Annotated in this window: 12 protein-coding genes; 8 read left to right on the top strand and 4 right to left on the bottom strand. The window is 55.2% G+C overall.

What is annotated here, in order from left to right; genetic code table 11:
• Positions 1 to 19 precede the first annotated feature (19 nt).
• Positions 20 to 838 (top strand): hypothetical protein, encoded by an 819-nt coding sequence (locus F3J10_RS01050; protein WP_167240622.1) that lies wholly within the window; start codon positions 20 to 22, stop codon positions 836 to 838.
• A gap of 2 nt (positions 839 to 840) precedes the next feature.
• On the opposite strand, the gene F3J10_RS01045 is transcribed toward F3J10_RS01050, so the two are convergent.
• Positions 841 to 1,992, bottom strand: coding sequence for a hypothetical protein (locus tag F3J10_RS01045; RefSeq protein WP_167240620.1), 1,152 nt, complete (start codon positions 1,990 to 1,992; stop codon positions 841 to 843).
• A gap of 269 nt (positions 1,993 to 2,261) precedes the next feature.
• Here F3J10_RS01045 and F3J10_RS01040 point away from each other — a divergent pair, with 269 nt between their 5' ends.
• The 5 genes from F3J10_RS01040 to F3J10_RS01020 all read left to right on the top strand — a co-directional run bounded on the left by F3J10_RS01040 (position 2,262) and on the right by F3J10_RS01020 (position 8,558).
• Positions 2,262 to 3,563, top strand: a complete 1,302-nt coding sequence (locus F3J10_RS01040; RefSeq protein ID WP_167240618.1) for a protein kinase — start codon at positions 2,262 to 2,264, stop codon at positions 3,561 to 3,563.
• Positions 3,564 to 3,593: 30 nt separating this feature from the next.
• A complete protein-coding gene (locus F3J10_RS01035; RefSeq protein ID WP_167240616.1) occupies positions 3,594 to 4,700 on the top strand; it encodes an AAA family ATPase in 1,107 nt (368 codons plus the stop codon).
• Positions 4,700 to 6,052, top strand: a complete 1,353-nt coding sequence (locus tag F3J10_RS01030; protein ID WP_167240613.1) for a hypothetical protein — start codon at positions 4,700 to 4,702, stop codon at positions 6,050 to 6,052. The genes F3J10_RS01035 and F3J10_RS01030 overlap by 1 nt, the downstream gene beginning before the upstream one ends.
• Positions 6,053 to 6,801: 749 nt before the next feature.
• Entirely contained in the window at positions 6,802 to 7,209 is a 408-nt protein-coding gene (locus F3J10_RS01025; RefSeq protein ID WP_167240611.1) for a DUF971 domain-containing protein, read from the top strand.
• On the top strand, positions 7,206 to 8,558 hold the full coding sequence (locus F3J10_RS01020) for a relaxase/mobilization nuclease domain-containing protein (RefSeq protein ID WP_167240609.1): 1,353 nt from the start codon (positions 7,206 to 7,208) through the stop codon (positions 8,556 to 8,558). Before F3J10_RS01025 ends, F3J10_RS01020 begins: the two co-directional genes overlap by 4 nt.
• A 129-nt stretch (positions 8,559 to 8,687) precedes the next feature.
• Here the strand turns inward: F3J10_RS01020 and F3J10_RS01015 are convergent, their stop codons facing one another.
• Genes F3J10_RS01015 through F3J10_RS01005 form a run of 3 tightly spaced genes read right to left on the bottom strand, consistent with a single transcriptional unit; the run spans position 8,688 to position 11,163 of the window.
• Positions 8,688 to 9,317, bottom strand: a complete 630-nt coding sequence (locus tag F3J10_RS01015) for a hypothetical protein (RefSeq protein ID WP_167240607.1) — start codon at positions 9,315 to 9,317, stop codon at positions 8,688 to 8,690.
• A 50-nt stretch (positions 9,318 to 9,367) separates the two neighbouring features.
• Complete coding sequence (locus F3J10_RS01010; protein ID WP_167240604.1) at positions 9,368 to 10,285, bottom strand: hypothetical protein; 918 nt, start codon at positions 10,283 to 10,285, stop codon at positions 9,368 to 9,370.
• 26 nt (positions 10,286 to 10,311) lie between these two features.
• Complete coding sequence (locus F3J10_RS01005) at positions 10,312 to 11,163, bottom strand: hypothetical protein (RefSeq protein ID WP_167240602.1); 852 nt, start codon at positions 11,161 to 11,163, stop codon at positions 10,312 to 10,314.
• 116 nt (positions 11,164 to 11,279) lie between these two features.
• Here F3J10_RS01005 and F3J10_RS01000 point away from each other — a divergent pair, with 116 nt between their 5' ends.
• Positions 11,280 to 11,522, top strand: a complete 243-nt coding sequence (locus F3J10_RS01000) for a helix-turn-helix transcriptional regulator (RefSeq protein WP_167240600.1) — start codon at positions 11,280 to 11,282, stop codon at positions 11,520 to 11,522.
• Positions 11,523 to 11,919: 397 nt separating this feature from the next.
• A complete protein-coding gene (gene trmB / locus F3J10_RS00995; RefSeq protein ID WP_060006038.1) occupies positions 11,920 to 12,696 on the top strand; it encodes a tRNA (guanosine(46)-N7)-methyltransferase TrmB in 777 nt (258 codons plus the stop codon).
• Positions 12,697 to 12,774 lie beyond the last annotated feature (78 nt).

The following is a 12,774-nucleotide window of genomic DNA, read 5'->3' as shown; positions in this document are numbered from 1 at the left end:
ACTCAGGACGGGCATCTGCATGGCAAAAAAGACGATCGGTCTCAGCAAGTCAAAGCCAACTCAGCAGGGGCAGAAACCCCGAGCAATCTTCGACGGCATGCGTACCCAGGCATGGGTTGCAGACCTGTTCCGCAGGACAGAAGCAAAGGGATATGCGGCGCTTAACCGCACCCTGTTCGGCCACGAGGGAACGAAAAAGATGCCGACCAAGACTCCGGCAAAAAATGTCCCAAAGCTGACCTGGAGTCGTTATGGCAGCGGCGACCGCACGCCGGATGAAGCGGCGATCAAACTGGTCGAGCAACATCCTCTCGCTGCCGGTGCGCGGCGGGTACTTGAGATTGGCCCGGAAGAGAATCGGGACAATGTGCCTCTATGGCGGTTATTCGAGGAGCAGGCAGATTTCGCCCGGTATCTTGATGAAATGCTCTACGAGCAAGGTATTCCACATACGACCGTTTCGCGCACGCAAGCCGTGCTCCATGTTTTCGCTGAGCCTGCCGCATGGGCGGCAGCCAGCCAGAACAGCACTCTCGTCTGGGAAAAGAAAAACTTGATCTCGCAGTCGGCAAAATCCCGGCTCTTCACACCAACACTGTATGGATTCTCGCTTGCGCTAGCTGGTTGGCGTTACGCAATGGCAGATCGTCATCCGACGGAAGCGCTACAGTTTTTGGTGATCTGCCTGCTAAAGGGGCCGGCTGAGCCAGTGCTCAACCGGCACGGCATTCTGGATCGCATGCGCGATCTCGTCGAGGCCATGGCAATTGAATATCACCTGAGCCGACAGGATCTGCCTTCCGCTATCAGTGTTCGTAAGCAGATTGCCAGTACATAGCCCTATAACTTGACTGGCTTTTTGAAGGATTCGTTGCTTGCTTCCTCGTTGACCGGCAACTCACGATTGAGCTTGGTCTCAAGCTCAAAGCGGCTCAACACACGGCGGAACCAAGGACGCTCGCCTCCACGCACCTGTTCACCGATCTTTCTGGCCGTCAGCCTGTCACGGTTGGGGCGGTCGACCGCCAGCCCGTTTTCCAACAAGGAATAGAGCAGATCATCATAGCTATTCCGGCATGAGGCGTCCGGCGGCACAAGGTGAAAAATCCTTCCGTCCGTGTCGGCAAGCAGATGCGAAACAGTTCCGTGGAAGACGACCGTGCCGTCCGCCCTCTCGACAAACGCATTCATGTTGAGATCGTCACCTCGATCGATCAAGATCGCTTTCAACGAACCCAGATCGAGTCGCTCGAGTCCGTGTGCCAGCCACAATTCATACAACCATCTGGCAGGATTGACACGCTGCCGTATGTCGTCCGGCATCTCCTCCATGATCTGTTCGGCAATCCCTGATGCACTGCCCAGCGAACTCCGAAGGAACAGAAGCAGTGCATCCGGCGTTGCAGCAGTCTTCCATTTGTCATAAATGGCCTGCGCCTCGTCCGGCGACTTCTGGACAGTGTTCGCGAAGTCGTTGAGCGCATCCAGAACCCCATGCAGGCTGTCGAACTGATCACGAGTTAACGCTGTAGCTGAATAGGCAGAAATCGCTGGAGTGGCGATCCGCAGGACTTCGTAGCCGCCCGGTTCCATCTCCATTTCACCGAGACTGCCCCAAAAATCCTTTATCCACCCATCGATGATGACGGCCAGAAGCGGATCGCCCCATTCGTAAGTCTCGCCATCTATCTCAAACTGTTCCCTCTTCGCTTGCAAACCCGGCCATGTTGCACGGCGATACAGCCAGTCACGAACGTCACCCGCACGGTAACGAATGTGTCCACCGTCGCCCAAGATATGCCAGCTTTCCAGCGTCGACTGCGATTCGCCAAGCATGTCGGCTAGATCGGACTCCGTAAGCGGTCGCCCAGCAAGCGAGTCCGCTTGAGGAACAGACAGCAACACATCAGCCAGTCCAGCGACATGAGCAGCAGTCAGGGGTTGGCAGGATGGAATCCGATCGAGGCGAATGAGAATTTCGGGGGGTGTCATGTGGTACGTCTTCTGGCACAGATACAGTAGCCTACCGCCTGAGCGGCAAGCATGGCAACGGTCACAAGACGCCAATGCTGGCCTTATCCCCATACGCGATTCGCACCGGCCGGCAGTCGTGGGGCAGATGCACCTCTGCTATATTATCGCGACGTGGGAACCCAGTAACGTATGGTAACCGGCTAGATTGATTCAGGCTCCATCAACAATCGCGAATCGACCGCAAAGGTCGACAACATGACGGGGGTGCTGTGGCGAATGTCGAAAACTTGGCCGGTACCGAGATACAAGGATGGACACTTACTCGGGAGATTGGCCGGGGTGCGGACGGAATCGTCTACGCCGCCTCAAAGGATGGCGCGGAAGCGGCTGTCAAAATTTTTTTTCCTGAGGCGTTGGCGGAAAATGGTCTGCCCGCAGCTCGCGAGCGGTTGGAACTCCAACTCGGACTGATCGGGACGAAACATCATCCGAACTTGGTTGAGGTGTACGCAGGAGGAGAAGACTCATCCCTCGGCACGCTCTTCCTCGTCATGGAACTGGTCCACGGCATGTCCCTCGATAAGCTTATTGGTAAGGTGCCTTCGTCGGCCGTCTCTCGGCTGTTGGACCAACTGGCATCTGCCGCAGAATTTTTGGAAAAAGAGGAGCTTGTTCACCGGGACATCAAGCCCGCGAACATCGTCATCAGCGATGACTTTCAGACGCTAACGTTGCTCGACCTCGGCATCGTTTACCGACTGCCCGGCGAAGATGACCAAGGACGGCTTTCCGGCAAGGAGTTTGTTGCCACGTTACGTTACAGCCCGCCTGAGTTCGTCTGGCGCACCGAAGAAGGGAATGTGGACGGCGCGTGGCGTGCCGTAACTTTCTATCAGATCGGAGCCACGCTACATGACATGATCATGGGGAAGGTTCTATTTGCTGGTCATGACACGCCTAGGGCGTGTCTGTATGACGCGGTGCGAGAAATGACTCCGGTCATTGAATCGAGCGATGTAGACCCGAGGTTGGTGCAAATCGCGCAGGCATGCCTGCTCAAAGATTGGCGACAGCGGCTACAGTTCTTGTCTTGGGACAGTTTCCGTGAGTCAGTGCCTCAGGTAGACGCGCAGCAGCAGGAAAAGAAGATACGGCTACACCAACTGAGACGAGAAGAAGAGCGTCAGTCGTCCCTAAAACAGATGCCTAAGGCACCGGGTCCTACGCGAGAACAGCAGCTTTGGCAGTTGAACAATGCCCTATCACTCGAAATTCGAAACTACTTGCTAGATGCAACCATATTCCCGCTGAGCCAAATCAACGAAGACGCAACGTCGTCTCGCGAATACGTGATCAATGTGCATTTCGACAAAGACCAGTCACGAGGTTTTCAAGCAAATGTGACCTTCTCCGTTTCGACCTGCGTTGACGCTATGTTAGAAGATGCCACAAAGCTCTCCTTCACCGCTACGCAAGACGGCCAGACGTTTGCCTCCTCAGCGTGGACCGAGATGTTTACCGTCGATACTGCATTCACTACATGCAGGCAGGCGTTCCTCAACGCAGTCGAATCAATGTTGTCCATCTAACGGGGGACGCAAATGTCAACGATGTTTTGGGTGCGCACTGATCAGCTTGATGACGAGCAGAGACAGGCGGTGGAAAATATTCCCGCGTCCACGAGCTTTCTATTAACAGGGCCTGCCGGATCCGGAAAGACGAACATCCTCTTGCTCCGAGCAAAGTGGCTTACGCTGAAGAAGCAAAGTGATTTCAAGATCGTCGTATTTACGAACAGCCTCAAACAGTTCGTCGAGCATGGATGCGAGCACTACGGAATCGATCCATTGTCAGCGATCACGCAGATGACGTTTTTCAAGAACGTCCTGCGAGAGTATTCCGTTCCATTTGAGCTCTCCGACGATTTCGAGACCGATAGAAGCATGCTGGCCGGTAAGGTCATGTCGTTGATAGATTCGCAGCGCATATCAGACGATTATTGCGGAACACTTTTGATCGACGAAGCACAGGACTATACAGATACCGAACTTATAGTTTTCCGATCTCTAACCAAGAGACTGGTGCTCGCCTCAGACTCACGGCAAAGCATTTACAAAGTCACACACACGCCGGAACTGATGCAGAAACTCGTAAGCAACAATATCGTAAATCTGCGCTATCACTATCGCAGCGGACTGCGGCTGTGCAAAGTAGCGGATGCAATTTTGACAGACAAAGTCGCATACCCCCGACTACAGGGCGAATGCCGTTACGCTGAGGCAACGCTGCCATCGTCGGTCACATCCGTCCCTTGCCCTACGTTTAATGCTCAGCTTGGCGCTATTGTTGCAAATCTCGAGTCACAACTAGAACTCTACCCCGATGAAAGAATCGGCGTCCTCTTCCCCAAGCGTGATCAGGTAACACAATTTGAGGGACATTTAGCGTTGTCGTCAATCAGCGACCCCAATCAACGCATCTGGGTTGATACCCTTCATGGCGCCAAGGGTTGGGAGTTTCGCGCAGTTCATCTTGGTGGATGCGAAGTTCTTTACAGAATGGGGCCAGTTCAGAAGCGGTTGATTTATACCGGAGTGCTTAGAGGCAAGACGAGCGTTCATATGTATTACAGTGGTCACCTTCCTGGCTATCTCGAATCCGCTTTGGCTGTGCTACAACCTCCTCCGGCAGATCCAGATTTTGATGAATTATTTAGAGGCTCGTGATGTTAAAGCGTAACACTGAAGCCTTGTCCGAAATTTTAGGGCTGGACACAGCGACACAATCCACAGAGGGTGGCGATCTATTTTCGTCGAAGACATTTAACGCCCCCAAGTACCACGAAACACTTCGGACCAAACAGTCAGATAGCCTTCCCCTTCCGAATGTAGTCGTGCCTGCCAATGGAGATGTGGAAGATTTTTTCGCTACTCTAGCCACCTACTATCAAGACAGATCACCTCTGTCCGCGCTAGTGCACGTTCTGAATGGCGAAACCGCTGATTTGCTAACAAGGCGAATCAAGGGATCGGATTTTCAAAAAAAAGTGCCTCAAAAAACCTTTCGAATCGCAAGCGTCGGTGCGATGCTTGGCGAAGCCACCTTATCACGTCTCGGATTGCCGGATGGTGCAGAGGTGACGTACGCAGGATGCCGGAGAACACTTGCGTTTTCCCTTGCTCGCGCCACTCTACTGCATGGCCATACGTTGCCCCCCCATCTTGTCGCGGATAGGTGGATGAGGCTGAGAAAGATTGCCAGGCTGAGAGTATCCGACAGAGCAGTCGAGGCGGTCTTACTCATACACGGCCTTGTCTCTGGTGTTGATGCAACGCTGGACTCGTCCGGTATCACTCGACCGTTGTACGAAGCCCTGCAGGTACTCATCGAAGGTGATCTTGGTAACGATGAAATGCTTTCTGCAGCGCTAATTGAACTTTATCCGGCAATCAGAGTACATCTCGATGATCTTCGAGGTGCGTTCGATGGTCGGTTGAAGGCATTTATGCGTATCGTAGATGCCATTCAGACGCAGTCGCACGGCGTGAGGTCGGACGAAATCGCGGTCGCGTTCTTCTGCAATCGGATTCTCCCGGGATCGTTCTCACACGCCGGCCTTCTTGCGAAAATGATGGAGGTGTTTCCATCGGCGGTAATATGGTATGGATTCCTCTCTGCACTTTCCCCCGCATCGAACTCCAAACGAGTAGATCCAGGGTTGATCACGAAGCTGGAGCGTGATCTACTTGAACCGTTCTCTTTTGAGCAACGTCCTCGCTGCGACATCTCGCTAGAAGAGCTAGAAGTGTTGTCGCGCACTTCTATGAGGCCGGATTTGCTCAGACCAAGTCAGCAGCGGTCGCTTCTCGTTTCGCTTCTTCCCGGGATAGATGTCTATATGCGATTTGGAGGTGAGGACAACGTAGTGGTCGAACGTGTCCGACGGGAAGCTGAAGCTGACGAGCTAAATGCTCGCGCGTCTAGACTAATCGAGGAGGCACTTTACACATTGAAAAAGGCACGGGCAGTAAGTCACAGTGACGATCGTATCAACAAACTGCCACCAAAAAGGCGCTGATAATGCGGATGAAACATGCACACATTTGAGACCCTCTCATTTTATCGGGGCATGTCGAACAAATATAAGGCAGATCAACCTTCGCTGATCGCGCCCCGGCGCGATCGCCGACCCAAAAACTCGTCTGTGCAGTTTCATAACGTTGCCGATGAATGGTTCAAGAACCGCTTCGGCATTCCGTATAGGAGCCAAGGAGTTTTCCTCACTTCGAGGCTTATATCGGCGTCAACGTATGCGGCAACTTCAGCTCACGTGATGCGCATCGTTCCGATTGGCTCATACACTTACTGTTGGTCACCCAAAGTATCCGACCTCTTGTTTGCAGCAACCGACCTAGCGAATTCACCGCGAGACGCGATCGAATCCTACCTGGACTCCGCGCAATACTCCGACACCGAGCTTCAAGACGCACACGAATCGGGTCACGAAGTCATGCTACATTGTGAACGGTACATTGCAATCCCGATTCAGCTATTAGGTGTTACCGTTACCCGAGATAGCAACTCGATCATTTTGACTAGCTGATATCTTGGATACCGCTCAAGCGGTAACCTCACCGTTCGTCGGATTGCCCTTGCATTCCGTAAAAATTCCGGTATTGGTATAGGAAGCCGAACGAAGCAAACCGAAACAAGGTCAACGTTTCACACGATATATCTGGGGTTCCCCCAGTCCCCTGAAAGGCAACAACCGCCGGACAGGATGCGATGCACGGATCGGCTCAACAAAAACCATAACAAGGAGCCAATATGGAACATCAACAACATGCAGCATTAGTCCCAGCCATCAAGAAACAAGCCGGACAGTCCGGCATTGACGGTAACACGCAGCGCCGTGACCGCCGTGTCGAAATTCGCTTCAGCGACGACGAACGCGATCAATTGTCAGACCGGGCTATCGCCGCAGGCTATACCAGCCTCGCCCAGTATCTTCGCGAAACCGTGCTGAGCCCTTCACCCGTCTCAGCTACCAGCGACGAGATGGCATGGTTGCAGAACATCAACCTCATCGGAAATTACGTCGCCGAGATTGCCGTTCGCCTCAACGACGGACATCAGCCGGACGATGAAATCCTGCTCGTGCTCATGCAAACCCAGGAGTATGCGGAGGAAGTTTGGAAGGAAGTAAGACAGCGGAGAGCCACGGGCAAGGCATGATCGTCCGTGTGTTTAAAGCGGGGATTTCGCGTGGCGAGTCCCCAGTCAATTATCTACTGAGTGTCCGGGACCATACCGGTCAACCCCGCCCTGTCGCACCGGAAGTTCTCGAAGGCAATCCCGACGTCACTGTCGCCGTCATCAACAGCATCCAGCGAAAGCACAAATATGTGTCCGGTGCAATTGCTTTCCGCGACAACGAGCAACCCACACGCGAACAAATGCATGAAGTCATACGCTCGTTCAAGCAGACCATGTGTCCGGGACTTGGGCCCGAGAACTTCAATAGCCTCTTCGTCTTGCATCGTGATAAAGGCAACACTGAGATTCACTTCGTTGTGCCCATGATCGAAATGACAACCGGAAAACGGATGAACATCCACCCGCCGGGTCAGCTCAATATCCAGCTATACGAAGCGTTCACGCAGGTCATGAATCACCGACTCGGCTACGCGCAGGTGGTGCCCGACCCATTGAAGCTCGCCTTGAGTGATTTCGAGCGATGCACGGCCGAAGGCAAGACGGACCGCAGCAACAAGCTCTATCTACATAAACGACTGACGAAAGCTATCCGTTCTGGCGAAGTTGTCAACCGCAACCAGCTATGCGAATTCCTGACCGAACAATTTGGGGTCGAGATTACGCGTAAGGGTCAGGACTACCTTTCGATCAAGTTTCCCGGTAGCGAAAAGGCAAAGCGCTTTCGTGGCCCGCTCTACAACGCGTCAGCGGACTACGGCCGGTTGGTTCAATCCGCACGCGACGCGAAGCAGGAACACCGCCAGTCGCCGACCGAATACCGGCAGGCCCAAACAACATTGAATCAGCTTGTCGAGGCCCGTCGTCAGTTCAATATTCGGGCCTACCTGTCGCCGCACATGTTGCGCTCTCAACGCATGCAGATGAACCGACAACTACGACAAGGCAACCCGGCGCAACCCATAACCATAACAACAGAGGAGAATCCGATGATCAAGAAGCCAGTTCCAACAAAAGCCGCTGCTCGCCGTCAAACCGAAATTTCGCCGGTAACAGTTCCACCAGCAATCCGAGACAGATCGGCGGTTCTCGCCAGTATCCAGTCCATCCGTGAGCAAGCGATGAGCGGCAGCAATGCCACGATAGCGACCAGCGACGGCATTGCCGAAATCATTGGTTCGCTCGGCGAAATCGAGTCCGGCATCAACGCGGCTATTTCAGATATGAATCAGGCGAAGAATCCCAAACAGAGGGCCGCCGCTGAACGGCGTATGATTAAGCTCGTTGAACAAAAGCGCCGATTGGAAGTGCAGCTCGGTCAGGCAAAAGCCCGGCAGTTGAATCGTGCGTCCAAGGTGAAAGGCAAGTGACCAAGGAGAAAAAGGCACTCCAGACAGAATGTGAGAACGGCTTAACCACAGATTTCTCGCTCATGGCCTGCAAATGTGGCCGCTTCGAAATCTATGGATAAGCCGGTCATATAGAAAACTATAGCCGGTCTATCGCGAATTTGCCTTGCCTACCGTGGTGCCAGACGCAGGCTTGACCATAGCGACCTTCTTCAAACCACTTCCCACAGCCCGCACGAGCTTGATGAGCAACCACAGCACATTGACGAGCACGGCCCCGAAGGCAATAAACCGCACAGGAAGCGCGCCGATGTGGTGTCGCAGGATATAGTTGATGTCTGGATACGAGAGCAGGTAAACCAGCATCCCAAAGAAGATGATCCCGGCGAAGTTCCTGAGCACAAACCCAAGCATGGACATGGCGCGACGCACTAGCGGACCGACGACGCTTTTAGCCTTCTTTTTGGGAGTGTAGGCGGGCGTAGACATGCCATCATGCGGATAGCTCGATGCCCGATACGTGCCACCAGTAGGCCCGCGATATTGCAGAGGCTTCGCCGTGTTTGCAGTAGCCGTCCGGTTCACATTGGCATAGCTTTTCGCAATCTCGTTAGCGCGATGCACACCCAGCTTGACATGAGCCAGATAAGCGCTCTCACCAGGATTGATGCCAGCCGCCCGTTGCTCCGCATAGCTCGCGGTGATGCCTCCCGTTCCTGGGATGATCATCTGATTCCATTCGTTGTGTTGCACATCATACGGATTCTGGTTATTCGACATTCTCTGACCTCTTCGATCGCTGGATACTCAACACGACAAACGGAAATCCTTCAATACCATTCTTTGGGTGTGCCGCCCTTCGCCTGAGATTGAGCGGGAAACATTTCCTGATGGCTCAGATGAATGAGGGTGTCCAGATGGTAGACATCACCCCAGACCAAGTCCGCGTGATCGATTTCCACGAGAATGGTTGCATCCGAGCGAAGCGGATTGTCTGATTCCCACTTCGCTTTTTTCAAACGCACATAGAAAGTCACGGGGACTTCGAGGTTGCCATTCTGATCGCGAGACGCACCCACCAGATTTTCAATCTCGCGCGCTTTGCTCTCGCCCACTGCCTTCGTGAGCTGAGCCACGGGAGCATCATTGGGGTTCTCAAAATCGTATTCCCGTCTGATGGTATGAGCACCCGTGCCAAAGCTGATGCCAGCCGAGTTGTTCGTGCTCACCGGGATATTGATATGCACGAGGTAGATCCCCTTTGCCGGGTCAGCCAGGTTCAAGACGGCACCATGATTGACCGTGATCGCAACCAGCCCATCCTTGCCCCACGGCAAATCCTTGAGCTTGTCCGCGTTGGCCTTGATGATGTCCTGCTGCTTGTAGGCATTGTTTTCCTTCCACAACTCGGGAATGACAAGCCGGGCGACCTGAATCGGATCGACGTTAGGAATGCTTGCGAAATTGCGAACGAACACCCTTTCAAAATTGTCGATGTAGTCGGGCGGAATCTTGCCAAGACCGGAGCCGTCTTTCTTGTTGTAGGCCATATTGACGGAGGCGATGACATCACCCGAACCCGTATCCTGCTTCACGGCGACTTTCTCAACCGGCACGGTTGCTTGCGCCTGGATATTCGCGTTCATATTGCTATTACTATCGCCGGAAGTCTGCGTATCGTCTTTGTGCGAGCATGCCGACAGGGCGGCGATAACCGTAACAGCGATAGCGATTACCTTGAGTTTCATAGTGTTGTTTCCGGTGAATTGTGCTGTCATCGTGCAATTGCCATGTTCGCGATGACCGTCATCGGCGGATTCGCATACAGCGTTTTCAGAACGGGATAGGCCCGGTCGGTGCACAGAGCCCCGTTGCAGTTTCCGCCGCTGCCCTGACCAAAGCCATCAAAGTGATTCGTCAGCCCGAGCGCATGCAGCAGCTCGTGCTCAACGAGCGGCTCGAAGGGTGCGCAGTTCGCGTTGCTGAAATCGACATCCACGTTGAATGTCGTGCGCGGATTGATGAGCGGGCTGGAATCCACTTCGGCCTGCCAGTCGGAAGCCAACGGCGGATCGATGGAATAAGTCGGATCGACCCACAGGCCGAACATGTTCTGCCGGTTCGCGTAAACCTCGCCGCAATTGTTCGGCTCACTCGTGCCCTGCGTAGGCGGCGTCACATTGTTGAAGACGATGCCCCGAGTCACGGATGCGGAATTCGTCGTCGCCGGAAGCCGGTTGAAGAGCTTTCTGCCAGCCGCGTCTTCCAGATTGTTCAGTGCCGTGGTCAGTTCGGGACGATTACTGGTATCCAGAATCGGGATCAGGCCATCGCGCTCGATGTTCCAACGATAGGAATGCTGGCCGTCGACACCACCCTTGAACGGATTGCCGACCGAGCCGTAGGCCTGCGATGTATCCCAGATCGGCGTGTTTGTCGTCGTTCCTTGACTCGTGGCGATGTCGGTCAGGATCTGGGCATCGGTCGGGACAATCGGCGACGACGCGCCGCCTCCTTGTGAACTTGTCTGGTTGTTCCCACCGCCGTTGTTGCCGCTGCTACCGCTGCCACCGCCACCGCATGCGGCCAACGACACCGCCAGCACTGCTGCCACTGCCACTTTCACACGCATTTCGCCCCCCGATCCGATTGATTGCACTTATCTCTAGATCCTGCTCGGCCGGATATTAGCGCAAAATAGGCCGAAGTGGCCTATTTTGATGTAGCAGGGAGCATTGCGCCATGCTCCCCTCAATTCATCACCCTCGCTATGAGGCTCTTCGGGCGCACCTTAAGGTGTTGCGTAAAGATGCCGGTCTAACCCAGGTTGAGCTTGCCGCTCGCCTGAGCATAGATCAGTCGTATCTTTCAAAAATCGAACGCGGCGAACGCTACATGGATGTACTGCTTTATCTGGATTGGTGCCGGGCATGCGGAGTAGCGCCCGATCAAGCTGTCATGACGTTGGTTGATGCCGGGGTCTAGGTCAGCGGCCCGTCTCGCCCGGTTATTGATATACTTCGGCCCAGCTTGGGTTAAATACCCACGCTTTTCACCCACACTTTTTTGCCTATTTTTTGTGCACAGGTGTGTGTGGATGTAGGATTGGCGGGGGTTTGCGGGATTCTGGATAGGATTCCCATCGCCCGCTCCAGATTACGTACCTCTTCGCGGCTCTCTGTCAGGCAGCAGGCAACAGATAAAATAGCCCGAAGCGCGCGCGAAGCCGCCTCATGAAGGCGGCTTTTTCGTACCGGGCCGGCGCTCCCGAGCCTCGGCCCAAGCCGGCGATCGGCGATACGAACCACGCGACGAACCAGGCACACCGCCGCGCTGCGCCTCGCACCGGCAGCCAGCGCGCGACTCGTCCATTCTGAACACGATGATCCACGATCCCAACGACACCGGCCTGCCGCAAGACGGCACGCCCGACGATGACGGCAGCCATGCCGCCTCCGCCACGCCGTCCGACGACGTCAACCCGCTGCACCTGCGCCGCATCCGCAGCTTCGTGACGCGCGCCGGCCGCGTGTCGACGGGCCAGCGCCGCGCGCTCGACGAATTCGGCCCGCGCTATGTCCTGCCCTACCAGCCCGAGCAGCCCGACTGGAACGCCGTGTTCGGCCGCCAGGCGCCGCGCATCCTCGAGATCGGTTTCGGCATGGGCGGCTCGACGGCCGAGATCGCCGCGCATCGCCGCGACGACGATTTCCTCGGCGTCGAGGTGCACGAGCCCGGCGTTGGCGCGCTGCTGAAGCTGATCGGCGAACAGGATCTGAGCAACATCCGCATCATCCAGCACGACGCGGTGGAAGTGCTCGAGAACATGCTCGCGCCCGACAGCCTCGACGGCGTCCACATCTTCTTCCCCGATCCGTGGCACAAGGCGCGCCATCACAAGCGCCGCCTGATCCAGCCGCCCTTCGTCGCGCAGTTGGTGGCGCGCCTGAAGCCGGGCGGCTACCTGCACTGCGCCACCGACTGGCAGAACTACGCGGAGCAGATGCTCGAAGTGCTCGGCGCCGATCCCCAACTCGAGAACACCGCCGAGGGCTACGCGCCGCGCCCCGACTATCGCCCCGTCACCAAGTTCGAACGACGCGGCCTGAAGCTCGGCCACGGCGTCTGGGACCTGGTGTTCCGCAAGCGCGCCGGCTGAGCTTCATCCCGGCGCCCGCCCCTCGAATCGCGAGGAGCCCGAACGAAAAAAAAGCGGTCATGCATCGACAGGATGCAT

This window comes from Burkholderia sp. Cy-637 (assembly GCF_011753175.1).
GTDB lineage: Bacteria > Pseudomonadota > Gammaproteobacteria > Burkholderiales > Burkholderiaceae > Burkholderia > Burkholderia gladioli.
This window is presented reverse-complemented; position numbering and strand designations above follow the sequence as displayed.